21 protein-coding genes are annotated in these 24,969 nt (G+C 56.6%); 7 read left to right on the plus strand and 14 right to left on the minus strand.

Going from position 1 to position 24,969, the window contains the following annotated elements:
* Positions 1-54 precede the first annotated feature (54 nt).
* From selA to aldB, 3 genes are all read left to right on the plus strand, one after another.
* On the plus strand, positions 55-1,440 hold the full coding sequence (gene selA / locus GXP72_RS00825; RefSeq protein ID WP_208763392.1) for an L-seryl-tRNA(Sec) selenium transferase: 1,386 nt from the start codon (positions 55-57) through the stop codon (positions 1,438-1,440).
* Positions 1,437-3,284, plus strand: coding sequence for a selenocysteine-specific translation elongation factor (selB, locus tag GXP72_RS00830; protein ID WP_208763393.1), 1,848 nt, complete (start codon positions 1,437-1,439; stop codon positions 3,282-3,284). The genes selA and selB overlap by 4 nt, the downstream gene beginning before the upstream one ends.
* 86 nt (positions 3,285-3,370) lie before the next feature.
* Positions 3,371-4,909, plus strand: coding sequence for an aldehyde dehydrogenase AldB (gene aldB / locus GXP72_RS00835; RefSeq protein WP_024906595.1), 1,539 nt, complete (start codon positions 3,371-3,373; stop codon positions 4,907-4,909).
* Here the strand turns inward: aldB and GXP72_RS00840 are convergent.
* Positions 4,906-5,871, minus strand: coding sequence for a LysR family transcriptional regulator (locus GXP72_RS00840; protein ID WP_071994444.1), 966 nt, complete (start codon positions 5,869-5,871; stop codon positions 4,906-4,908). The two genes, aldB and GXP72_RS00840, sit on opposite strands and share 4 nt — an antisense overlap.
* 117 nt (positions 5,872-5,988) lie before the next feature.
* On the opposite strand from GXP72_RS00840, the gene GXP72_RS00845 reads away from it, so the two are divergent.
* Positions 5,989-6,729 (plus strand): MipA/OmpV family protein, encoded by a 741-nt coding sequence (locus GXP72_RS00845; protein WP_024906593.1) that lies wholly within the window; start codon positions 5,989-5,991, stop codon positions 6,727-6,729.
* 69 nt (positions 6,730-6,798) lie between these two features.
* Here GXP72_RS00845 and GXP72_RS00850 read toward each other — a convergent pair whose 3' ends face one another.
* Complete coding sequence (locus tag GXP72_RS00850; protein WP_090420402.1) at positions 6,799-8,748, minus strand: glycoside hydrolase family 127 protein; 1,950 nt, start codon at positions 8,746-8,748, stop codon at positions 6,799-6,801.
* Between the two features lie 10 nt (positions 8,749-8,758).
* Positions 8,759-10,159, minus strand: coding sequence for an MFS transporter (locus GXP72_RS00855; protein ID WP_090420405.1), 1,401 nt, complete (start codon positions 10,157-10,159; stop codon positions 8,759-8,761).
* 225 nt (positions 10,160-10,384) lie between these two features.
* Here GXP72_RS00855 and GXP72_RS00860 point away from each other — a divergent pair, with 225 nt between their 5' ends.
* On the plus strand, positions 10,385-11,194 hold the full coding sequence (locus GXP72_RS00860) for a helix-turn-helix domain-containing protein (protein WP_208763394.1): 810 nt from the start codon (positions 10,385-10,387) through the stop codon (positions 11,192-11,194).
* Here GXP72_RS00860 and araD read toward each other — a convergent pair whose 3' ends face one another.
* From araD to yiaK, 8 genes are all read right to left on the minus strand, one after another.
* A complete protein-coding gene (gene araD, locus GXP72_RS00865) occupies positions 11,195-11,890 on the minus strand; it encodes an L-ribulose-5-phosphate 4-epimerase (RefSeq protein WP_090420411.1) in 696 nt (231 codons plus the stop codon).
* On the minus strand, positions 11,884-12,744 hold the full coding sequence (locus GXP72_RS00870) for an L-ribulose-5-phosphate 3-epimerase (RefSeq protein WP_090420414.1): 861 nt from the start codon (positions 12,742-12,744) through the stop codon (positions 11,884-11,886). The genes araD and GXP72_RS00870 overlap by 7 nt, the downstream gene beginning before the upstream one ends.
* 2 nt (positions 12,745-12,746) lie before the next feature.
* Complete coding sequence (ulaD, locus tag GXP72_RS00875; protein ID WP_090420417.1) at positions 12,747-13,400, minus strand: 3-keto-L-gulonate-6-phosphate decarboxylase UlaD; 654 nt, start codon at positions 13,398-13,400, stop codon at positions 12,747-12,749.
* Positions 13,397-14,902: an FGGY-family carbohydrate kinase gene (locus GXP72_RS00880; RefSeq protein WP_090420476.1), complete on the minus strand. Its 1,506-nt coding sequence runs from the start codon at positions 14,900-14,902 to the stop codon at positions 13,397-13,399. Before GXP72_RS00880 ends, ulaD begins: the two co-directional genes overlap by 4 nt.
* Before the next feature lie 95 nt (positions 14,903-14,997).
* Positions 14,998-16,317, minus strand: coding sequence for an MFS transporter (locus tag GXP72_RS00885; RefSeq protein ID WP_024909052.1), 1,320 nt, complete (start codon positions 16,315-16,317; stop codon positions 14,998-15,000).
* Between the two features lie 44 nt (positions 16,318-16,361).
* On the minus strand, positions 16,362-17,288 hold the full coding sequence (locus GXP72_RS00890) for a DUF4862 family protein (RefSeq protein ID WP_090420423.1): 927 nt from the start codon (positions 17,286-17,288) through the stop codon (positions 16,362-16,364).
* Positions 17,289-17,314: 26 nt separating this feature from the next.
* Complete coding sequence (locus GXP72_RS00895; RefSeq protein ID WP_090420426.1) at positions 17,315-17,782, minus strand: YhcH/YjgK/YiaL family protein; 468 nt, start codon at positions 17,780-17,782, stop codon at positions 17,315-17,317.
* Positions 17,783-17,792: 10 nt separating this feature from the next.
* Positions 17,793-18,791: a 3-dehydro-L-gulonate 2-dehydrogenase gene (yiaK, locus tag GXP72_RS00900; RefSeq protein WP_090420430.1), complete on the minus strand. Its 999-nt coding sequence runs from the start codon at positions 18,789-18,791 to the stop codon at positions 17,793-17,795.
* A gap of 224 nt (positions 18,792-19,015) precedes the next feature.
* On the opposite strand from yiaK, the gene yiaJ reads away from it, so the two are divergent.
* Together yiaJ and GXP72_RS00910 are read left to right on the plus strand one after the other, a co-directional pair.
* Complete coding sequence (gene yiaJ, locus GXP72_RS00905; protein WP_021242452.1) at positions 19,016-19,834, plus strand: IclR family transcriptional regulator YiaJ; 819 nt, start codon at positions 19,016-19,018, stop codon at positions 19,832-19,834.
* 3 nt (positions 19,835-19,837) lie between these two features.
* Positions 19,838-20,293 (plus strand): 4Fe-4S dicluster domain-containing protein, encoded by a 456-nt coding sequence (locus GXP72_RS00910; RefSeq protein ID WP_061716192.1) that lies wholly within the window; start codon positions 19,838-19,840, stop codon positions 20,291-20,293.
* Here the strand turns inward: GXP72_RS00910 and GXP72_RS00915 are convergent.
* From GXP72_RS00915 to avtA, 3 genes are all read right to left on the minus strand, one after another.
* A complete protein-coding gene (locus tag GXP72_RS00915) occupies positions 20,277-21,995 on the minus strand; it encodes a POTRA domain-containing protein (protein WP_148770364.1) in 1,719 nt (572 codons plus the stop codon). The genes GXP72_RS00910 and GXP72_RS00915 overlap by 17 nt on opposite strands.
* 108 nt (positions 21,996-22,103) lie before the next feature.
* Complete coding sequence (locus GXP72_RS22510; protein WP_228117547.1) at positions 22,104-23,222, minus strand: collagen-like triple helix repeat-containing protein; 1,119 nt, start codon at positions 23,220-23,222, stop codon at positions 22,104-22,106.
* 305 nt (positions 23,223-23,527) lie between these two features.
* A complete protein-coding gene (avtA, locus tag GXP72_RS00925; protein ID WP_048992863.1) occupies positions 23,528-24,784 on the minus strand; it encodes a valine--pyruvate transaminase in 1,257 nt (418 codons plus the stop codon).
* Positions 24,785-24,969: the final 185 nt, after the last annotated feature.

A 24,969-nucleotide genomic window follows, 5' to 3' on the forward strand; every position in this document is an offset into this window, starting at 1 on the left:
TTAACTCCCTCTCCCGTCGGGAGGGGGGAAGATATTTACTCGCCAGGCGCTTTCATGACTACTCATCATTCGCTGTACAGCCAGATCCCCGCTATCGACCGTCTCCTTCGCGAGCCCCGCATTCATGCTGTTGTTGAGCGCTTCGGCCATACCGCGACGGTGGAGATGTTACGCCTGCTTCAGGACGAAGCCCGATGCGCTATTCAGTCAGAAAACGTCTTGCCCGACTGGTGCACGGCGTGGGAGCAGGAAGTTGAACGCCGGCTGGATGAGAAAGCGCAAAGCGCGTTACGCCCGGTGATTAACCTGACCGGTACCGTACTGCATACCAACCTGGGCCGCGCGCAGCAGGCAGAAGAGGCCGTCGAGGCGGTTGTACAGGCCATGCGAGCGCCCGTGACGCTGGAGTACGATCTGGACGGCGCCGGACGCGGGCACCGCGACCGGGCGCTGGCGGAGCTGCTGTGCCAGCTGACCGGCGCGGAAGATGCCTGCATTGTGAATAACAACGCCGCCGCGGTGCTGCTGATGCTGGCGGCCACCGCCAGCGGCAAAGAGGTGGTGGTTTCCCGCGGCGAGCTGGTGGAGATTGGCGGGGCGTTTCGCATTCCGGACGTGATGCGCCAGGCAGGCTGCACGCTACATGAAGTGGGCACCACCAATCGCACCCATGCGAAAGATTATCGCGCGGCGGTGAATGAAAATACCGCCCTGCTGATGAAGGTCCACACCAGCAATTACCATATTGAAGGCTTCACCAAAACGGTTGACGAGGCGGAGCTAGCGGAAATCGGGCGTGAGCTGGATATCCCGGTGATTGCCGATCTCGGCAGCGGCTCGCTGGTGGATCTGAGCCTGTACGGGCTACCAAAAGAGCCGATGCCGCAGGAGATGATTGCGGCGGGCGTTAGCCTGGTCAGCTTTTCTGGCGACAAGCTGCTTGGCGGGCCGCAGGCCGGGATTATCGTCGGCAAGCGCGAGCTTATCGCACAGCTGCAGCAGCATCCGCTCAAGCGCGCCCTGCGCGCCGATAAAATGACGCTTGCCGCGCTGGAGGCGACGCTGCGGCTCTATCTCCACCCGGAAAAACTGGCCGACCGCCTGCCCACGCTGCGCCTGTTAAGCCGCGATGCCGCCTCGATTCGCGCCCAGGCCGAACTGCTGCTGCCGCGCATCGCCCCACACTACCCCAATTTTGACGTTCGCATTGAGCCCTGCCAGTCGCAGATTGGCAGCGGGTCGCTGCCGGTGGACCGGCTGCCGAGTGAAGCGCTCACGTTCACGCCGCGTGACGGGCGCGGCAGCCATCTTGACGCCCTGTCGTCGCGCTGGCGTGGCCTGCCTGCGCCGGTTATCGGGCGGATTTACGACGGCCGAATGTGGCTGGATCTGCGCTGCCTTGAAGATGAAGAGCGATTTCTGGAGATGTTGTTGAAATGATTATTGCCACCGCCGGTCATGTCGACCACGGAAAAACCACGTTGCTGCAGGCGATTACTGGCATTAACGCCGACCGCCTGCCGGAAGAGAAAAAGCGCGGCATGACCATCGATCTTGGCTATGCCTACTGGCCCCAGCCTGATGGCCGCGTGCTGGGCTTTATAGATGTTCCGGGGCATGAAAAGTTTCTGTCCAACATGCTGGCGGGAGTGGGGGGCATCGATCATGCCCTGCTGGTGGTGGCCTGCGATGATGGCGTCATGGCGCAAACCCGTGAGCACCTGGCGATCCTACAGCTGACCGGCAACCCGCAGCTGACCGTGGCGCTGACCAAAGCCGATCGCGTGGATGACGCACGCGTCCGCGAGGTGCGCGAAACGGTCCAGGCGACCTTACGGGAGTATGGTTTTGCCGACGCGTCGCTTTTTGTCACCGTGGCGACAGAAGGGCGGGGTATCGAGGAACTTCGCCACCACTTGCAGCAGCTTTCGTCGCGCGATCATGCCAGCCATCACCGCTTCCGTCTGGCAATTGACCGGGCGTTTACCGTCAAAGGCGCGGGTCTGGTGGTTACCGGTACGGCGCTGAGTGGTGAAGTCAGCGTGGGAGATTCGCTCTGGCTGACGGGCGTGAACAAACCGATGCGCGTGCGCGGGCTGCACGCGCAAAACCAGCCCGCTGAACGTGCCCATGCCGGACAGCGTATCGCGCTGAACATTGCCGGGGATGCAGAAAAAGAGCAGCTTAACCGCGGCGACTGGCTGCTGGCCGATGCCCCGCCGGAACCGTCTGAACGCGTCATTGTTTCCCTGCAGACACACATGCCGCTGACCCAGTGGCAGCCGCTGCATATTCACCACGCGGCCAGCCATATCACCGGGCGAGTGTCGCTGCTGGAAAACGATCTTGCCGAACTGGTATTCGATTCCCCGCTCTGGCTGGCAGACAACGATCGTCTGGTACTGCGTGATATTTCCGCGCGGGAAACGCTGGCCGGGGCGCGGGTCGTCGCGCTGAATCCACCTCGACGCGGCAAGCGTAAACCTGAATATCTGCAGTGGCTGGCCGCGCTGGCGCAGGCCAGCGATGATAACGCCGCGCTGCGGGTGCATCTCGATCGCGGTGCGGTAAGTCTGCGTGATTTTGCATGGGCACGCCAGCTGAGCGAGGAAGGCCTAATCCAGCTGACCCAGCAGCCGGGCTTTATTCAGGCTGGAAACAGTCTGCTTAATGCCCCGGTTGCGGCACACTGGCAGCGTAAGATACTGAACACGCTCGCGACGTACCATGAACAGCATCAGGACGAGCCAGGCCCGGGCCGTGAGCGTCTGCGACGCATGGCGTTGCCGATGGAAGACGACGCGCTGGTGCTGCTGCTGATTGAAAACATGCGCGAAAGCGGGGTGATTAAAAGCCACCACGGCTGGCTGCATCTGCCGGATCACAAGGCCGGGTTCACCGCAGAGCAAGAGGCGATATGGCAAAAAGTCGCCACGCTGTTTGGTGATGAGCCGTGGTGGGTTCGCGATCTGGCTCGCGAAACCAACACCGATGAACAGGTGATGCGTCAGGTATTGCGCCATGCGGCGCAGCAGGGACTGATAGTCGCGATCGTGAAAGATCGTTATTACCGTAACGATCGTATTGTGGCGTTTGCTAACCTCATCCGCGAGCTGGATCAGGAGCGCGGCTCGACCTGCGCAGCCGATTTCCGCGACCGGCTGAACGTGGGCCGTAAGCTGGCGATTCAGATCCTCGAGTATTTCAACCGCATCGGCTTTACCCGCCGTCGCGGTAACGATCATTTATTGCGAGATTCGTTGTTATTTCCTGAAACTCCGTGACCTCCGTCGTAAACACCGTTACCGGCTGGCGAGAAAATCGCCAGCCGGAACTACCCTTGTTGTACACCAACAGCAAGGAGACGGTCATGACAAACAATCCTCCCTCATCGCGTATCCAGCCCGGCGAGTATGGTTTTCCCCTCAAGCTGAAGCCCCGTTATGACAACTTTATTGGCGGCGACTGGGTCGCTCCCGTCGACGGCGAATACTATTCCAACCTGACCCCGGTTACCGGCCAGCCGCTGTGTGAGATTGCCAGCTCCGGCAAGCGCGATATCGACCTGGCGCTGGATGCGGCGCACAAAGCGAAAGAGAAATGGGCTCATACCTCCGTTCAGGACCGCGCGGCCATTTTGTTCAAAATCGCCGACCGGATGGAGCAAAATCTTGAGCTGCTGGCGACGGCGGAAACCTGGGATAACGGCAAGCCTATCCGGGAAACGATGGCGGCTGACGTGCCGCTGGCCATCGACCACTTCCGCTATTTTGCCTCCTGTATTCGCGCTCAGGAGGGTGGAATAAGCGAGGTAGACAGCGACACCGTGGCGTATCACTTCCACGAGCCGCTGGGCGTCGTCGGGCAAATTATTCCGTGGAACTTCCCGCTGCTGATGGCGAGCTGGAAAATGGCGCCCGCGCTGGCGGCCGGGAACTGTATTGTACTGAAACCGGCGCGTCTGACGCCGCTCTCGGTGCTGCTGCTGATGGAAATTGTTGGCGATCTTCTGCCGCCGGGCGTGATTAACGTGGTCAACGGTGCTGGCGGTGAGATAGGGGAATATCTGGCGACCTCGAAACGGATCGCTAAAGTGGCGTTTACCGGGTCGACGGAAGTGGGCCAGCAGATCATGCAGTATGCTACGCAAAACATCATTCCGGTGACCCTGGAGCTGGGCGGGAAATCCCCGAACATCTTCTTCGCGGACGTGATGGAGGAAGAGGATGCCTTCTTCGATAAAGCCCTGGAAGGGTTTGCGCTGTTTGCGTTTAACCAGGGCGAAGTCTGCACCTGCCCAAGTCGCGCGCTGGTGCAGGAGTCCATCTATGAGCGCTTTATGGAGCGGGCCATTCGCCGCGTGGAGTCTATCCGCAGCGGTAATCCGCTCGATAACGTCACGCAGATGGGCGCGCAGGTTTCACACGGACAGCTGGAGACTATCCTCAACTACATCGACATCGGCAAGAAAGAAGGGGCGGATATTCTGACCGGCGGACGCCGTAAAGTGCTGGGAGGAGATCTGCAGGAAGGGTATTACCTTGAGCCAACGATCTTGTTCGGTCAGAACAACATGCGCGTCTTCCAGGAGGAAATTTTCGGACCGGTGCTGGCCGTGACCACCTTTAAAACGATGGAGGAGGCGCTGGAGATTGCCAACGACACGCCATATGGCCTGGGGGCAGGCGTCTGGAGTCGCAACGGTAATCTGGCCTATAAAATGGGCCGCGGCATTCAGGCCGGGCGCGTCTGGACCAACTGCTACCACGCCTATCCGGCGCACGCGGCCTTTGGCGGTTATAAGCAGTCGGGCATCGGGCGTGAAACCCACAAGATGATGCTGGAGCATTACCAGCAGACGAAATGTTTGCTGGTCAGCTACTCCGATAAACCGCTGGGGCTGTTCTAATCGCCCAGCTCAGGCCGTCCATGGGCGGCCTGAGCAATTTGCTGGCGCAGGCAGTTCAGAACGCCGTCCAGGACGTATTGCACACGCCAGGGCTGGTATTCACGTTTGCGGAAGATGGCCGTCAGATCGAGCCACCACTCCTCCTGATGCGGGAAGCAGGGGACCAGCATCCCCCGCGTTAATTCTTTCTTCAGACTCTCTTTGGGTGCAAAAACAATCCCAAGATTATTTCTTGCCAGCTCCAGGGCCGTCTGCGTATTGTCGCAAATATAATTACCGGTCACCCGGTAGTCGTGCACGTTATCACTGCCATGCACGCGGAAACGCCAGATGTTCGCATCATCGACCAGCATGGAATCAATAAGAATGCAGGAGTGATTAATTAAATCTTCAGGTCCCGTTAAGGGATGTTTATTTAAATACTCTACGGTTGCGAATGCCGTAACGGAATATTTTGTCAACACGCTGGCGACCAGGCTTTCGTCTTTCGGTTGCGCATAGGTAATTAAAATATCGCAGTCATCAGGAAAGGAAACGCCTTCTGAAAATTCATTGCGGTCCAGATTGTAGGTTTTGAGGGAGATGCGAATGTCACCGATGTCTTCTATCTGATGGATCACGTGGCGCGCGAGATAGGTCACGATACCTGTGGGGGCATAGATTGTGACCTTTCCGCGCTTTTCATGCTTATAATCAGCAATGAAATTAACGAGTTGACTGTTCTTATCCAGCGTGGCATTAACGTAAGGGAGTAACGCTTCACCAAACTGGGTCAGGGCCAGCTGGCGCGTGGTGCGCTCAAACACCTTCAGTCCAACCCGAGTTTCAAAATCAGACAGATATTTACTGACGTTGGCCTGCGCCATGCCCAGCAGGGCCGCGGCATCACCAATGCTGTGGGTGGCTGCGATGACGGATATAATTTTTAATTCGCGTGGCTTTAGCTGTAATTTATTCATCATGCGCACCCATCTATATGATTTTATATATAATATTATATAAACCGCAGCGTTGCATTGGCAAATTTGTAACCATTATTATGCGCCTCGCTTGTTTGGCATTTTAATGGATTACATGTAATGACTATTAAATACAATTTACTCATCGCTGCCACGTTATTTGCAACATCCTCAGCAATGGCCGGTGACTTTTCACTTGGAGCGGGGGCTGTATTTAATGAGTCTCCTTACAAAGGCTATAACGAAAATACTACCGCAGTACCGTTAATTAGCTATGAAGGCGATCGTTTCTATGTTCGTCAGACCACTGGCGGATGGATCCTGTGGAAAGATGCAAAAAATGAATTCAGTCTGACCGCGTCGTGGATGCCGCTGCATTTCGATCCTGATGACAACGACGACCATCAGATGAAGCAGCTGGATGAGCGTAAAGCTTCTGCCTTCCTCGGTGGCGCGTACTACCGCCATGAGAGCTGGGGTTCGCTAAAAGTGGCGGTCTCTGGTGATGCCATGGATGAAAGCGGTGGCGTGATCGGCGAGGTATCTTACTTCCGTCCAATCAGGATGGAGCGCCTGACCCTGACGCCTTCTGTTGGTGTGTTCTACAGCGACGAAAGCTATAACGACTACTACTATGGCGTATCCGGCAGCGAGTCTCGCCGCTCAGGACTGGATCAATACACCGCTGGTGATAGCTGGACGCCATACGTTGGGCTGGCGGCTAAATATCAGTTAACCCAGAAGCTGTACCTTAACGCCAGCGCGGTCTACACCGTGTTGCCTGACGACGTGAAGAACAGCCCGATGATCGACCGCGACGACAGCTTCGCGCTGATGACCGGCCTGACCTGGCGTTTCTGATGCGGTAAAGCCTGTTTACTCCCTCTCCCTTGGGAGAGGGATGGGGTGAGGGCAACAGGCCGCAGAATTTCAACCTTCATCCACCCAGATCCGCATTTCTCCTTCTCCCCGGTTAGCCCAGCTAAACCAGGGAATAAAGGTCAGCGTGCGGGGCTGACGTTGTACCGGCGAGCGATCGTACTGCCACAGCGCATCCGTGTCCTCCACGTGACACCCAATCCCCTCTGCCTGTATTAGCATCTTGTGCGCGAAAATTCCTTTCCCTTCAAAGACCCTGAACTCGCTGTTTTCAGGCAGAGAAAGGTGATGCAGATTGGCGCCGTTATCGGCCTCTTCCAGGCAGTAGACTAGCGGGCCGCGCTGCAGGGCGACTTTCCCCGCCTGCTGGCGGACCTGTGGGTTACCATACACACGGCGAACCGGCATAGGTAACTTTAGCGTAATGACGTCACCCTCCTGCCAGCTGCGGGTGAGATAAAGGTATCCACGGGAGATCTCGCCCGTTACCGCTTCTCCATTTAATAAAACGTCAAGCGCGGCACACCAGTCTGGCAGCCTCAGGGCTAGCGTATGCGTGACGGGAACAGGCGAGGTAATGTCGATTTTTACCTGTTCATGCCACGGATAGTTACCGCTAATTCGCAGCGCCAGGGTTTCGTCGCCAACCGGTATGGCGACATCGTTGCCCACGTAAAGGTTAATAAAAAGCGCATCCTGGCGGACGGTATAAATGTAGTGCCCCAGCGACGTCAGCACGCGGGCGATATTCGGCGGGCAGCAGGCGCAGCCAAACCAGCGCTGGCGGACGGGCTTCACGTGATCGTAGATATGGTTGAACGCCAGGGTTTTCGGATGGACTTCCAGCGGGTTCACATAGAAGAAATGCTTACCATCCAGCGCCATTCCGCCCAGTACCGTGTTGTATAGCGCCCGCTCCATCACGTCGGCGTAGTGGCCGTCGGCCTCCATCTCCAGCATCCGGCGGGCAAACATCATCAGGCCGATGGAGGCGCAGCTTTCGGCATAGACCGTATCGTTGGGCAGATCGTAATCGCTGCTGAACGCCTCGCCGCTGCTTTGTGAGCCGATTCCACCGGTAATGTACAGCTGGCGCTGCGCCATATTTTTCCACAGCCGCAGGCAGTCCCGCCGTTTATCCTCGTCATGGCTCAGGCGTGCCAGATGCGCCATGCCCGCCATCAGATAGACAAAACGCACCGCATGGCCGACGGCCGTTTGTTGTTCCGAAAGCGGCTGATGAGCCTGGCTGTAGGCTTTGTCTTTGACCATCCACGCCGGGCCATAGGTGTTCCAGTATGATGTTCTGCCGCGCTTCTCGTATTCGATATCGTAGAAGTGAGGCTGAACGCCGCGTTGCTCGATGAAATATTTCACCAGAGTGAGATAGCGGGGCTCCTGCGTGATGTCGTAAAGCCGCATCAGCGCCAGCTCGATTTCCGGATGGCCCGGATAACCGTGTAGCTGGTTCTCGACGGGGCCAAACACGCTGTCGATATGGTCTGCCAGCCTGCACACCACCTCCAGCAGACGGCGTTTTCCGGTGCCCTGAAAATACGCTACGCCCGCTTCTATCATATGTCCGGCACAGTACAGCTCGTGACACTCGGCCAGATTCGTCCAGCGTTCGCCCGGCGCCTTTACCGTGAAGTACGTATTGAGATAACCGTCTTCACACTGCGCCGCCGCGACCAGCTCAATCACCTCGTCGGCGGTTTTCTCCAGTTCAACATCAGGCTTCTGGCACAGCGACCACGCCACGGCTTCCAGCCATTTCGCCACGTCGCTGTCCTGAAATACCATGCCGTAGAATTCACCCTGCTCCAGACCCGCCGCAATGCGGAAGTTGGTGATGGCGTGGCTGGGTTCGGCTTCCGTCACGCGGTCGTTTAGCGCATCCCACTGGTAGGGGATCACCACCTCACGTACCAGACGTTGATACTGCCCGAGAAACGGGTCGTTAATTTTCAGTTTATGCAGATCGGCTTCCATTATGGACATCGTGTTCTCCTCAGGAGGGTACGTGACGCTGGCGCAGGTTGGTAGCAATGCGCGACATCATAGGGTTGTTGAGTCTGCACCAGCGGATAGAGACGGCCAGCAGCAGATGGAAAAGGGCGGGGAGCAGCGTCTCCATGGCGGTGATGCCCTGCAGCGAAGCAGGCGTCTGGTTGCCCGCACCGGGCTGGTAGGCCACGGCGATAAACACCAGGCTGATGATCCCGGCGCTGGACGCCCACGCGAGCTTGATGAAAAACAGGTTGAAGGCGAAGTTCATCCCTGAAGAGCGCACGCCGGTTTTCCACTCGCCATAGTCGTCGGCAAACGCCATCAGCGAGAAGTGCAGCGGCAGGGTAAACCCGAGAATGACGCCGTTGCTCAAAATGACGATCAGCCACAGCGTCTGGTGCGCCGGGCCGCCAGGCAGGAACCACATTCCCACCGCGAGCGCGGCGAGCACCAGGTTGGTGTAGTAATAGAGTTTGACGGTATCAATACGGCGCGACAGCGGGCTGACGATGACCGCCCCCAGAATGGCGGCAAAAGTCACCATGGTGAAAAACAGCGAGGTATAGGCGGTACTGCCCTGCAGCACGTATGTGATGAAGTACATATACCCGCCGCCGCGAATGTTGAAGACGTTAATCAGCAGAAATGACATCACCAGCATCAGCAGCAGCTGATCGTTTTTACGCAGACCGGCCAGATGCTCGCGCAGGGTAAATTTCCCCATCAGCGCCAGCGGAACACGTTCGCGTACCCAGCAGAAGCAGCACAGGAACATCACCACGGCGATGGCACACAGGACGCCGACGCCAAGCTGATAACCTTTCGCGGCATCTCCCTGGCCCAACTCCGCGACCAGCCACGGCAGGCCCACGGAGACCAAAAAGCCCGCCACGCCGCACAGCACGAAGCGCCAGGACTGGCAGGAGATCACCTCGTTGTGGCGAGTGGTCATGGTGTTAATCAGCGCACAGTAGGGAACGTTGATGGCGGTATAGCCGACGGACAACAGCAGATAGGTCCCGAATGCCCAGGCGATTTTCACGCCCATGCTGGCTTCCGGAACGGTGAAGGTCAGCACACCGATAATGCCGATCGGGAAGGCGACCCACAGCTGCCACGGGCGAAAGCGACCCCATCGGCTTTGCGTGCGGTCGGCAATAATGCCCATTACCGGATCGGAAATGGCGTCAAATACACGTAGGGCAATAAACAGCGTGCCAACAAGCGCAGGGGTCAGGCCAAAGACATCAGTATAGAAAAAGGTCAGAAAATTCATGATCAGGCAGGTAATCACCGTCCCGCCCGCGTCGCCCAGGCCGTAGCCAATTTTTTCGCGCACGGACAAGCGGCCCTCTGTTGCCCCTTGTGTCACGTCTGATTCTGTAATCGGTGTGGAAGTCATGAAGTAACTCCTCGGTAATCGAATTTATTATCGTATTTGTGCAAGGTACGCATTTATTCTGCACCGAACGGAAAGGCCAACAAGGGAAGGGAAAAGTATAAAAAGATGACGATTCCGACCTGATGATAAAAATGTGATTCCGATCGGACAGTTATTCGAATATTGATTAATAATCAAAGCGTAAATTGAATATCAACGGCAATAAAAGCGGAATGGTGAATATCCATGCTTGAATTATCCATAGCGCTTCCGATTAAGGTCCAAAATGGCGGGTTATTTATCTCCCGGGGCGTGGGCCGCCACCCTGCGCGAAAATTAACGTCGTGGGAGATTATTTTTGTCGAAAAAGGGACATTAACGATCCAGGAAGAAAGCACGTTATTTGAGGTAAAAGCAGGAGAGAGTTTGCTGCTTTGGCCAGACCGACGCCATGTGGGCGTGGGCGACTTTCCGGCCGATCTTAAATTTTACTGGCTGCATTTTGAGGTTGAGCATCATTCGCACCGGTTGCCCAATCTGGCAATCGAACAACACTGCCGCGTGAGGGATGCACAGTATGTAATTTCTCTTTTTCGCCAGTTCCTGAGCGAGCAGGAGAAATTACAGCGAAGCGTGGCGCTGGAAATCATTTTATTACTGATTTTGCAGCAAATTTCTATTTCATCAGGCTATGAAGATAACGCAGATGAAGCCGGTGCGGCAATGGCGTGGAAGGCGAAACAGCTTATTCGCACGCAGTTTCATTTACCGCTTTCTACCTCGCAGCTGGCAAAAGCGTTGCACTGCAATGCCAATTATCTCGGGCGCGTATTTCGCCGGACGTTCCATTTAACCCTGACAGAGGCGATACATCGCCAGCGCGTCAGGGCGGCGGAAAAGCTGTTGCTGGATGGTTCTGCCTCGCTTACCGAAGTGGCAACGCGGTGTGGTTTTAATGACGTGGGCTATTTTCGGCAGATCTTTTCGAAGCATACCGGGCTAACACCCGCCGTCTGGAAACGGCGGTACTGTAAAGAGCATATCAATTCCGGCTGATCACTGGCCGTAATAGGCATTCACCCCGTGCTTGCGCAGATAATGCTTGTCGAGCAACTCCTGCTGCATAACCGGAAGCTGTGGCGCGAGCTGGCGAGAGAACAGGCCCATATAGGCGCACTCTTCCAGCACGACGGCATTGTGGACCGCATCGGCAGCGTCTTTACCCCAGGCGAACGGGCCGTGGGAGTGGACCAGCACCGCCGGGACCTGCATCGGGCTGAGATCGCGCTCCTCGAAGGTTTTAATGATCACTTCACCCGTCTGGTATTCGTATTCTCCGGCAATCTCTGCCGCGGTCATCAGGCGCGTGCAGGGGATCGCCCCGTAGAAATAGTCCGCGTGCGTTGTGCCCCAGGCGGGTAAATCCTGTCCTGCCTGGGACCAGATAGTGGCATGTCGCGAATGGGTATGCACGATGCCGCCAATCTCCGGATAACGACGGTACAGCGCAAGATGGGTGGGCGTGTCTGAAGAGGGTTTTTTATTTCCCTCGACCACTTCGCCGGTAGCGATATTCACCACCACCATATCCTCCGCCGTCATCACGTCGTACTCCACTCCGGAGGGCTTAATCACCATCATGCCGCTTTCACGGTCAACCGCGCTGACGTTGCCCCAGGTGAACGTCACCAGCTGGTGGGCGGGCAGCGCCAGGTTTGCTGCCAGTACCTCGGCTTTGAGTTCGTCTAGCATGTCATGCCTCCTTCCTGCATACGGGCTTCAATCCAGCGGCGCGCCTGGATAATCTCCAGCACCGGCTCTTTTGCTTTTTCAGTCCACATCTCAATCAGAAACGCGCCGCGATAGTTCAGCTGATTCAGCGTGTTAAACACGCCGACAAAATCGACGCAGCCCTCGCCAAACGGCACGTCGCGGAACTGTCCGGGGCTTTGCGCGGTGACGGGCTGGGTGTCTTTCAGGTGAATAGCCGCAATGCGGTCAATGCCCAGCGTCAGCTCGGCGGTGACGTCGTTGCCCCACGCGCTCAGGTTGCCAACGTCCGGATAAACGCTGAACCACGGCGAGGCGATCATGTCGTCCCACTTTTTCCATTTGCTGATGGAGTTCATAAACGCGGTATCCATGATTTCCACCGCCAGCATCACCTGCGCGGCGGCGGCCTGCTCTACCGCCCACGCCAGCCCGTCGGCAAAGCGCTGCTGCGTGCCTTCGTCGTGCTCTTCGTAGTACACGTCATAACCCGCAAGCTGGATGGTGCGAATGCCTAAGTCACGCGCCAGCCTGATGGCTTTGGTCATGATTTCGCGGGCGCGTAGGCGCACGGTTTCATCGCGGCTGCCAAACGGGAAGCGACGGTGGGCAGACAGGCACATGGACGGGATAGACACCCCGGTTTCCAGCATCGCTTCAACCAGAGAGGCGCGCTGCGCGGTGCGCCAGTCGAGGCGCGATAATCGCTCGTCGGTTTCATCGACCGACATCTCGACAAAATCGAACCCGCAGCTTTTCGCCAGTACCAGCCGCTCGGGCCAGGAGAGATCTTTTGGCAGCGCTTTTTCGTAAATCCCTAACGGATGCTGACGCATGGTTACGCTCCCCAGATGTCGCGAATATTCGAATGGAATGCCTGCGCCACCTGCGGCGGATTGACGGCGCCAGCCAGTGCGCGCCCGGCAATAAAGGCTTTAACGTTGATCTGCTTAAACAGCGGCAGGTCGGCGGGGGTGATGCCGCCGGTAATCGAAAGCTGTAAACCGATGTCGGAGAGCGCTTTCATTTTCGCGAGATCCGCTTCGCCCCACTGCTGACCGCTCGCCTGTGCGTCGCGCCCGCGGTGGTAGATTGCCTGTTTCACGCCGACGCGATGCCATGCGCGCGCGTCGTCCAGCGTCCAGTTACCAAAGAGCTCCATCTGGATTTCACCTCCGCAGCGCAGGGCCACCTCGTGGCCTCGTTCAACGGTTGCCAGCGGGGCGGCACAGATGATGGTCATCCAGTTCGCGCCCGCGCCAAACGCCTGTTCTGCCAGCGTTTCTCCGGCGTCGGCCACTTTCCAGTCCGCAACGATGATTTTATCCGGACACTGCTCGCGCAGGGCGCGCACGGCGTTTAGCCCTTCGGTCAGGCACAAAATGGTGCCCGCTTCGACGATATCAACGTGATCGGCAAGCATCGCGACGTCACGCTGCGCGGCCTGAAGAGAGGTATGGTCGAGCGCCAGCTGCAGTAATGGTCGGCTCATAGGTTGTTCTCCTTAACTCGGGCGTGATAGCCCTGTAGTGCTGAAATCAGTAGCTGATAGCGGTGATATTTGCGCTGATAGGCCGCATGGGCGCGCATGTCGGGCTCGATGACCCGGATGCCATGTTTGAGCGCGCGCTGCGCTGAGTGGAAGTCGGTGAACACACCGGTGCCCACCATCGCCGCCAGCGCCGCGCCGGAGCAGCCTGTCTCTTCCACCTGCGGCAGCTCAATCGCCAGCCCGCTGACGTCCGCGAGCATTTGCATCCACACGTCCGAATGGGTCGGGCCACCCGTCACGCGCAGCGCCTGCACCTGAGAAAAGCGCTCAAGCATGCGGTTGAGGTGGGTCATGTGGCAGAACACCACGCCCTCATAAACCGCCTGTAGCAGGTGCGCGCGGGTGTGTAGCGCCTGCATCCCGTAGAAGCCGCTGGTCATCTCCAGCCCGGCGTTGCTGCCGTAGAGGAACGGCAGGAAGTACACATCGCTTTCGGCTTTCGGCAGGCTGGCGACGGCGTGGTTGATCTCGCTGAACGACATGTCACCCCACTGTGCGGTGAGCCACTCAAGGTTGCCGGACGAGGTGGGGCTGGCTTCGTGAACGATATACTGCTGCGGATGCACGTAGCGGCCATAGACGTACGGGAAGGGTTCGCTGTCGCGAAGCGTACTGGCGATACCGCTGGTGACGGCCCAGGTGCCCATCACGGCGTTCAGCGTGTGCTCGTCCTGCAGTCCGGCGCAGAGCGCGGTGGAAACCACATCAAACAGTCCACCCACGACGGGCGTGCCCGCCGCGAGACCGGTAAGGGTGGCTGCCTGAGCGGTGATTTCCCCGCAGATTTCTGCTGAACCGACAATCGGCGGCAGGGCGCCGTCAATCTCGCTGATGCCGAGCCAGCGCGTAAGCTGTGGGTCGTATTTCCCGGTATTCATGTTGTAGAGATTGGACTCGGAGATGTTGCTCTCTTCGCAGCCCTTCACGCCGGTCAGGCACCAGCGCAGATAGTCGTGCGCCATCATTACGCTACCAATCTGCTGATTGCGCTGCGGCTCATTCTCTTTGACCCAGCGCAGAAGCGAGGCCGGGTGCCCGGTCCACAGCGTCTGGCGCGTATGCGGGTAGAGTTTTTCGGGAATGCCATCCTGCTGCCAGCGCTGCACAATCTCCAGCGCACGGCGGTCAGAGGAGAGTATGGCGTTACCCAGCGGTTGGTCCTGTTTATCGAGCAGAAACAGTCCCTTGCCTTGAGCAGAAATGCCGACGCCTTTAATCCGGTTGCCGTTTACGCCTGAATGTTTGAGCAGCGTGGCGACGGTAGCGTGGCAGTGCTGCCACAACTCATGCATATCCCGCTCGGCGTAGCCCGCTCGCGGGCTGAGCGTGGCAACGGAGCGACGTTCGATACAGACTTCCTTGCCCTGGCTGTTGTATAAACCGGCTTTCAGATAAGTACCGCCACAATCGATACCCAGCCAGAAGGGCTCTTTTTCACTCATCTTCATCTCACTTATTCGCCGGGTGGCGCTTCGCTTACCCGACCTACGGTTCGGTTTTCTCCCTCTCCCCGTGGGAGAGGGCTGGGGTGAGGGCATCAGGCCGCACGTTTATGCGGAGTCACCGTGGGATTGGGCTCTGCGCCGGCATCGCATTTCGCCGGTAACAGCAGAGCCAACAGCGACGCCAGGGCGAGTGAAACGGCCAGGCAGTAAACGCCGGCATCTTTGCTGTACAGGGTGATAAGCACCCCAACCGCATACGGGCCACAGAAGCCACCGAGGTTGCCCAGGGCGTTGATCACGCCTCGCGCGCCGCCCGCCATCTCTGCGCTGAACAGTCGCGCCGGAATGGTCCAGAACACGCCCGCGGCGGATTGCAGGAAGAACCCGCAGCCCACCAGTGCGGCATAGGCCAGCCAGGTACTCTCTTTCAGCGCTACGGAGAGGAACATGCAGAGCGCGAAGCCAATCAACGGCAGGGAGACAAACAGCTTGCGCTTGCCGGTGCGGTCAGAGAGCGTGGAGAACAGGAACATGCCCGCAATGGCCCCGATGTAAGGCAGGATGGCGAGCATGCCCACCTGACCGATGCTGGTGTGCGTCAGCTCTTTCAGGATGGTCGGCAGCCAGAGCGTGTAGCCGTAAATCCCGGTCTGATAGAAGAAGTTCAGGGCGATCAGTTGCCACATGGTTTTGTCGGACAGCACTGCGCCGAGCGACGCGTTTTTCACCTCTTTGCCAGCGATGGCCTGCTGTTCAGCCGCCAGCGTTTGCACCAGATAGTTTTTCTCCGCCTCTGAAATCCAGCGCGCTTCCTGCGGCCGGTCGTACACGGTGAACGCCCACAGCACCAGCACAACGACGGACATTAAACCTTCAATAATGAACAGCCAGCGCCAGTCGAGCGCGGTGATGATCCAGCCCGACAGCGGGGCGGTGATGATCCCGGCGATGGGCACGAACATGATCACAATCGCGTTGGCGCGACCGCGCTCGGCGTCCGGGAACCAGTTGCTGATCATGGTGAGCACAACGGGCAGCATCCCGCCTTCCGCCACGCCGAGTAAGAAGCGCAGCACCAGCAGCTGATACTGATTCGTCACGAGACCCGTAAGCACAGAGATCACCGCCCAGGCAACCAGCGACCAGCCGATAAACTTCTTGCCGCTGCCGTGCACGGCAATCTTGCCGCCGGGAACCTGCAGGAACAGATAGCCGATAAAGAAGATCCCGCCCGCCAGGCCTGCCATTGTTGCGGTAATACCTAATTCTTCATCCATACCACCCGGCATCGCAAATGCGATATTCACGCGGTCCATATATGAAATAATGCAGGCGATAAGAATGGGAGGAATGATTCTTAGCCAGCGCTGGCGCGGAATGTCCGCATGTAGAGCATGAGTAGAAATATTCATAGTTAATCTCTCAGTAAGGTAACCGGAATAAAATTTTCTTATTGTTATTGCGTTGCTTTATTCATTGCGCTGATACCGTCGCGTAAAATGGCGATGCGATGGCTGACATCAGCATTAGCATTTATTTCCAGTAATTTAATACCGGAGAATTTCAACGTTGCGGCGCTCGCCGCAGTAAAGAGTGATTTTGCGTGTTCAGTTGTCATCAAACTGTCGGCACAGAATGAGGAAAACGGCGCGTGCAGATCCTGCCATTCTCCGTACTCCCCGTGGGTGGTCGTGCCCGAAAACATCAATGCACCCAGTTTCCCGGCATTGAGTGCGGCCTGAACATGGTCAAGCGGAAGGGTGGTGTTACGGCCTTCGATGGCCGACCGCGCCCAGTTGATGCAGACGCTGATATCCGTCTCTTTTACCACCTCCAGCACCTGCTCTAAAGGCAGGAAACCCTTGCGCGGTGCTGGGCCGTTCATGGCATCGCAGTGTTCCAGCACCAGATCGCAGCCCCAGTCCCAGCCTGTAATTTCACGGATGGAGCGGGAAAACGCCTCGGTGGCCTGTTCGACGGAAACATTGCCCGCCTGCGGGGCTGCCTGCATTTCCAGGGCTATCACTTTGCCCGGATAACGGGCGTTCACGGCGTTAACTTTCTGGTGCAGATGCCGGTAAAAGTCTATACATGCTTTACGCTGCGTTTCGTCAGCTGACGCCAGGCCAAATGCGCTGTTGATACCGCGGCGGCGCATGGTTTCCATCACTGCCGTGACCACAATTTGCCATTCACCCGGCGTATGGCGGAACAGCCATTCGTCGCCAAGAGGATGAAGATTTTCAAGGCACGGCTGTTCCAGCCCGCGAATATTCGGCGTGTCGGAAAGTTCCCGCCAGAAGGTTTGTTCTTCTTGTTCCCCTTTCTGGTGAAACGAGGGTGCGCAGGGGTACGCACCAATAATAAAACCGGTGTTGGTCATTTCGCATTCCTGTATTTATCAGAAAATTAATCTAATTCGCTGATTGCCACTTTCACCACAATTTTACGAATTGCGGATTCCTTGTTTTTAATACAGGCAGGACGGTGTACATCCTGCGGGAAAAATAGGGCATAGCTGCCGGGTATCATTTCGATAAACGATTCATTTTCACTGTCGTGATAAAAAATAATATCGCGCTGTTCCAGCAATGATTCGCTTATTTCGTTATTGCCGGTATCAATAGCGATACCGATTTTCTCTTCACCCCACGCCAAAAACTGAATATCCAGATAGCGGCGGTGCACTTCCGGGCGGTTCACGTGCGGTTCCTTTGTCGTCAGGTCGAGAACCTGAGCAAAAATGTTGCGACCTTCAATTTCTACTACGCCTGGCGCCAGGGTGGTGAAATCCGTCGTGCGCAGAAAATTAAGCGCTTTTTCAATCCCCTGCGGCAGGCGACACGGATTTGGCTGGGAAATATGTCCAAATATCATGGCCCACTCCTTACAGAGACTGGATTTTCGCCCACACGCTGTCGTCGATGGTGATGCCGTCGCGGCGGTTCTCTTCCAGCAGGCGCGTGAATTCATGCCCCGGAAGGCGGACGGCAACGTTTTCATCTGACCGCTGCGCGGTGGTAACGAAGTCCATAATGCGCTGCAGTTTGGCATCGCGGGTTGGACCGTCGATCAGGCGATCCACCTCGATGGCGATAAAGATCTGCGACACGCCATACTCGTCGCTGTTGTCCTGGGTCACTTCCGCGACGGAAGATCCGTTGGAGAGCAGGGTGGCGATCATGTCGAGCACGATGGATAAGCCGGACCCTTTCCAATAGCCCATGGGCAGAATGCGGCGGTTTTTCTCGATCACGCCTGGCTCTCGGGTGAGATTGCCCTCGTCGTCAAAGCCGCCATCGACCGGCAGCTCGCGCCCGGCCAGGCGATTCACCTCCAGCATGCCGTAGGAGAACATTGACATCGACATGTCGACCATGGTGATCGGGTTAGAGGGAATAGCCACGATCAGCGGATTGGTGCCGATGCAGCACTCTTTTGATCCCCATGCGGGCATCACGGCAATTGAGTTGGTCCAGCAAATACCGATGTAGCCCTTCTCCGCCGCCTGCCAGCCGTAGCTGCCGCCGCGCATCCAGTGGTTCGCGTTACGCAGTGCCACCAGACCAATGCCGTGATCGGACGCCAGCTCGGTGGCGCGATCCATCATCTTTTTCGCCGTCAGGTTGCCAATGGAGCGCTGGGCATCCCACTGTTCGATGGCGCCTAATGTCATCACCCGTTTGGGCTGAGCGTCGGGAATGATATCGCCTGCATCAAGCTGCTGAATAAAGCGCGGGAAGCGGTTCACACCATGCGAATAGACGCCGGACTCCGTGGTGCGAGCGAACATGTTGGCGCAAGCGTCTGCGGTTTCCGCTTTCACGCCGCGATCGAGCAGAACCCGATTAAACGCCGCTTTCAACTCTTCGAAGGTCACTTTCATCCCTGTTCTCCTGTTCTTTTAAGGGCAAGTGCGAGTGCTTTTTTATCGCTAAATTTCACTATGCGAAATCTGATTTCAAATATAGCGATCAAATTTTGTCAGATCAACGACATTCATGTTTTTCAAAATCGATTAAAATCAACTGGTTGTGTTTTTTCTGTTGAGATCGTGAACTGACCCACACTTTGCGCTACCATCAGGACGCGCTAAACAGGAGCCATGTAATGAGCATGAAAGAGAGCGAAATGACGCAAGAGAAAGAGAGGCCAGCAGGCAGCCAGAGCTTGTTTCGCGGCCTGATGCTGATTGAGATCCTCAGCAACTATCCGAACGGGTGTCCACTTGCGCATTTATCGGAACTGGCGGGGCTGAATAAGAGCACCGTGCACCGCTTGCTGCAGGGGCTACAGTCGTGCGGGTACGTGACCCCGGCACCCGCAGCGGGCAGCTATCGTCTGACCACCAAATTTATCGCCGTCGGGCAAAAGGCCCTGTCGTCGCTGAATATCATTCACGTGGCCGCTCCGCACCTTGAGGCGCTGAACATTGCCACCGGCGAGACGGTGAATTTCTCCAGCCGGGAAGACGACCACGCGATCCTGATTTACAAGCTCGAACCGACAACCGGTATGCTGCGCACGCGCGCCTATATCGGCCAGCATATGCCGCTCTACTGCTCCGCAATGGGCAAGATCTACATGGCGTTTGGTCATCAGGATTACGTGGCGAGCTACTGGGAGAGCCATCAGGAACAGATCCAACCTTTGACGCGCAACACCATCACTGAGTTGAGTGCGATGTATGATGAGCTGGCGGAAATTCGCGATCGCAGCATGGCGATGGACAAAGAAGAGAACGAGCTGGGCGTTTCCTGTATTGCCGTGCCGGTGTTTGATATCCACGGCCGCGTCCCGTATGCGATCTCTATCTCGCTGTCGACGTCGCGCATGAAGCAGGTGGGTGAGAAGAACTTGCTCAAGCCGCTGCGCGAAACGGCAGAGGCTATCTCAAAAGAGCTGGGTTTTAACGTGCGCGAGGCGTAACTGATGAACCGATTTATCATGGCGGATGCGGGAAAATGCATCGGGTGCCGCACCTGCGAAGTGGCCTGCGCGGTTGCGCATCAGGACGACTTCACCGCACAGACTTTCACCTCCCGCCTTCGGGTGGTGAAGGGGGACGCCTACACTACGGCGGTGGGTTGCCATCAGTGCGAGGACGCGCCCTGTGCTAACGTCTGCCCAACCCATGCCATCAGCCGTACGGCGGGCACCTGGCTCGTTGAGCAGACGCGCTGCATTGGGTGCAAAAGCTGTGTGGTGGCCTGTCCGTTTGGGGCGATGCAGGTTCGTCTGGAGGGAAATAGAGCGCAGGCGCTGAAATGTGATTTATGTGCGCATCGCGAAGGCGGACCGGCCTGCGTGGAGGCCTGTCCAACCCACGCGCTGCGCTGCGTTGATCCTGCCAGTATTCGGGCTGAAAAGCTTACTGCATTTTATTGAAATTCCACGTGAACGTCAGACTGTAGCGCCAGTCTCTGTTGCGACTGTCTGTCGGAACATCCCCGACGGGTCTTGCCGCCTCCACCGTGACGCTATAGTGGCGCGTATCGCCTATCATCACCCCGGTCGCCACTGACCCGAGCCGTTGATGAGGCAAACCGGAGGTGTTAAACCAGGTTTGCGCGGTATCGGCCAGGATGTAGGGCTGGATTGTGGCAAGCCAGGTGCTCTCTTTTCGCATCTGGATATAGCGCAGTTCTACCTGCCCGCCATAGCCGTAATCACCGCTTGCTTCACTGTCCTGGTATCCACGGCCAAAGCGCTGGGCACCAAAGCTAACGCGTTCGGGCTCCGGCAACGTGTTATTTGACCAGTCTCCCTCCCAGGACGTTGATAGCCGCCATTTGTCGGCAAACAGCCAGGCAGCGTCCAGATAGCTTTTTGTGAGCGTAAAATTCATATCGGGTTTAGGAGCTGAGACGATATCCGCACCCATCGCATCAATACCCTGACGGACGTTGAGCCTGCCGCTGATGCTGGCGGTTGTGAATTGATGTGCACCATTAATGCCCACTTCCAGCGCGGGATAACGCGCGTGTTGGTTGACGGAGTTCAGACTATAGGTTTTGCCCTGCAGTCTGGCCTGCAGGGCATAATCATCCTGGCGGTCGGTGTAATCAAAACCGCCGGTCAGATTAATTTGTGATTTTTGCGTCAGCAGCAGGGGATAGCCAAACGTCACGCCCCCGTTGTATTGCGTTGTTTTTTGCTTCGAATCGACTTTGATATTGTTCGGCAAAGAGAGCAGGGGAGAAAAATCTCGCGGATCTTCACGGTAATAGCTGCCTTTTAGCTGCATGGTCAGCCCTTCATCGTTTAAAAACTGCTGCCAGTTGAGACCGACATAGTTTTTTCGCGTGTTGCTATCTAACGGTACAAGCGTGGCCACACCAAGCTGATCGCCATAGCTTGTCATGTTGCTGAGCGTGCCGTTCAGCATCATTAAATCTTGCCCTTTACGGGTATCGATGGTGGAAGCGATATTCCAGCTCCGCTCCTGATTACCGGTTATCTGCATCGCCGCCGCGCCATAGATATTGGTTGGCAGCTGCGCATTGGCCGTGACCGGAACGTTAGGGGTACGGGTCATCAGCTGGCTATAGCGATCGAACGTATCCTGTGACAGCGGTTTTTCCGCCATGATTTTTTCTGACAATCGTTTAAGACGCTCGGCGATATGAGGGTTATTACTGGTGATGTCGCTGTGAGCGACATACCCTTCAACCAGAACAATTTTAATATTGCCCTGCTGGAAATTATCATCCGGCAGCCAGGCATAGGAGAGCGGAAAACCGTCGGCCTTATAGAGCGCCGTAATATCATTTACCAGCCCCGTGAGCGTTTTTAGCGGCACGGTTTTTCCGGCGTACGGCCTGAAGGGCTGAAGCAATTCCTGCAAGGGATAACGCGTTCCGCCAATAAACTGAATGTGATGAATGGTAATGGGCGTTTCAGGCGTCAGCGTTGACTGCGGTTTTTCTATTTTGACTTTCGGCTGGGGGACAGCCTCAGTTTGTTCTGGGGCAACGTTACGCGAAACTTGCGCCGGGTTATCAGGGTTAATAATAGAGGGCAGTGTATCGGCGCGGGCCATGCTCAGCACAACCAGCCCCGTCAGCGAAAAAAGGAAGTGGTGTTTCATCGCGCTATCCCTGTTCATCATTCCCGGTTAGGGGGAGTGTCGCCGTATAAAGCGCCCCTGAACCAGGGGCGCAGAATGACAATAAGCAGATTACTGTTTGACCGGTGGTTAATGTGTTGTTGCGGTGGCCGTAACGCCCGACGTCAGGGTATTGAGGGTCGTATTGACCGTTGCACCCAGACTGTTGTTCGTGGCCGCCACGTTTGCATTAGCTGTGAGAGCGCCTGATCCTCCTCCGGTCGTCGAGGTGGCGGGTTTAACCAGCGTGCCGCTATCCGTCACCGTCTGGCCGACGTTCTGGACGACCTGACCCGCGCCGTTAAGCCCGCTATTACTGTTGCTGACGTTGGCCCCCACGCCGCTCACGGTGTTACCCACCTGGGTCAGCAGACCGTTGACCGGTGTGCCGAGACCCGTCGTGGTGCCCACGCTTTGCGTCACGCCCTGTACTCCGCCCAGCGTCTTGTTAGCCACGGTCGTGGTATCGGTTGTTACCTGAGTGACCGCAGGGCTGCTTACCGTGTTGGTGAGACCCGTGCCGGTGTTACTGACCAGTTGCCCGGTACTGTTGACCACGCTGCCCGTCAGGCCAGTTACACCGCTGACCGGTGTTCCGGAAGTGGAGCTCGCCAGGCCCGTGCCTACCGTTGAGACGGTATTGCCAAGGGAGGTGACCGACGTGGTCACGCCTTTGACCGTTGTGCCCACACCGTTCGCGTTGTTTGGATCGCCAACGCCAGTCGTGACGCCTGTCCCCACGGTGGACACAGCACTGCCAACACCGCTGACGGTGGTTGAAACGGTTGACGTGACGGGATTATTTGTCGGCAGCTGGCTTCCAAGACCATCCACCGTAGAGCCGACGCTGGTTACTGTTTTACCGGCATCACCCAGTATGGTATTTGCGCCTGCGGTAGTGGTTCCGCCACCGCCCGTGTTGCCTGTTCCGGTTCCTCCGCTGCCATTGCCTCCTGAGCCCGATCCTGATCCAGAACCCGTTCCGCCACCCGCGCCTGTCCCGGTACCCGAGCCGTTGCTGCCCGAACCGCCATTGCTCGCGGTCGAGCCACTTCCATCACCTGAGCCGCTGCTGCTTCCAGTCGCAGGGTTATTTTTGGCCGTTGAGTGATGAGAGCCGCCACCGCTTCCACTACAGGCAGAAAGAGAGAACGCGAGCAGTACCGCAACAGCAATAGCGCTGATGCGACTAACATTATTAGGTAGCATATGAATACTCCACGCAAAAGAACGCCGAGCGGCGTATTAGTGAGTATATGCAGTATTTTTAAATATGCATGAAAGTGACTTAATAAGGTATTTTGCGGTGTTGCAGGTGGTTATTTCAAAATAACAATAAGTTAAGATCTTTAACTGATGCTTAATTATTGGCGGAGAAGTTAGTGAGCATAAATTAAAGGAATATTCCTAAGGAAACTCAAGAGAGATGATAAATTAAACGCTACAGGATATATCCTTAATATAAGATTCAGATCACGGAAAAATAAGGCTCTTCATTTGAAGAGCCTTATTATTTAACAATTTCCTTCGCGCCAGGCTTTTTCGATCTCTTCGGCGAGAATTTTAACACCCGCTTCGATTTTTTCCGGATCGGGGACGTAGTTCATGCGCATGCACTGATGGGTATGCGGCCACGGCTTATCCAGACCCGGGAAGAAATAATCGCCCGGCACCATCAGTACGCCGCGCTTTTTCAGGCGCTGGTAAAGCAGTTCGGTGGTGATAGGTAAATCCTTAAACCACAGCCAGAGGAAAATCGCCCCTTCCGGTTTGTGGATTAGGCAGCGTTCTTCCGGCAAGTAGCGGCGAATTGTCGCAATCGTCTCCTGAACGCGCTGGTAATAGAAAGGCTTGATCACGTCATTCGACAGACGCAGCAGGTCCTTGCGTTTGATCATTTCGCACATCATTGCCGGGCCAATGCCGCCCGGTGAAAGGCTGATAATGCCGTTCATATTGGTGATGGCGGTGATGATTTTCTCATTGGCAATGATGATGCCGCAGCGGCTGCCCGGCAGACCCAGCTTAGAAAGGCTCATGCACAGGACGATGTTCGGGTTCCACAGCGGGCGTGCTTCGCTGAAGATAATGCCCGGGAACGGTACGCCGTAGGCGTTATCGATCACCAGCGGGATGCCGTGCTGATTTGCCAGTACATCCAGCTTCATCAGTTCGTCGTCGGTGATCACGTTGCCCGTTGGGTTAGTCGGACGCGATACGCAGATCATGCCCGTCTCTTCGCCAATATGCAGGTGTTCAAAATCGACGTGATATTTGAACTGGCCTTCCGGCAGCAGCTCAATATTCGGGCGCGCGGAGACGAACAGATCCTCTTCCAGGCCGGAATCAGCGTAGCCGATATACTCCGGTGCCAGCGGGAACAGCACTTTTTTGGTGGTGCCGTCGGCGCGACGCCCTGCGAACAGGTTAAACAAGTAGAAAAACGCGCTCTGGCTGCCGTTTGTCAGTGCAATATTCTGTGGTTCGATATCCCAACCCAGCTCGTCACGCAGCATTTCGGCGAGGAGTGCCAGCAGCTCGGTTTTACCCTGCGGGCCGTCGTAATTGCAAAGCGCATCGGTTGCTTTGCCGCTTTCCAGCATCTGAGCGAGCAGCGTCTGGAAATAGGTCGTCATCTCCGGGATTTGAGCCGGGTTTCCGCCGCCGAGCATGATTGCGCCCGGTGTGCGCAGCCCGTCGTTGAGGTCCTCCATCAGGCGAGTAATGCCTGAATGGCGGGTAAATTTGTCGCCGAAAAGTGAAAACGTCATAGCAGGTGATCTGTCGAGCTTATTTTGAAAGTGGGTAACCATAACGCTAGCACCGTGCTGGTGCAAATCGGGTGATGTGGTCGGATTTGTTGTTTTATAGGGCAGAGTTTGATTTGTGTAGTGAATAGTTCTGGTGGGATTTCCCTCACCCCGGCCCTCTCCCCTGCGGGGAGAGGGTTAGGGTG

Source organism: Enterobacter sp. SES19, assembly GCF_011765665.1.
Lineage (GTDB): Bacteria > Pseudomonadota > Gammaproteobacteria > Enterobacterales > Enterobacteriaceae > Enterobacter > Enterobacter pseudoroggenkampii.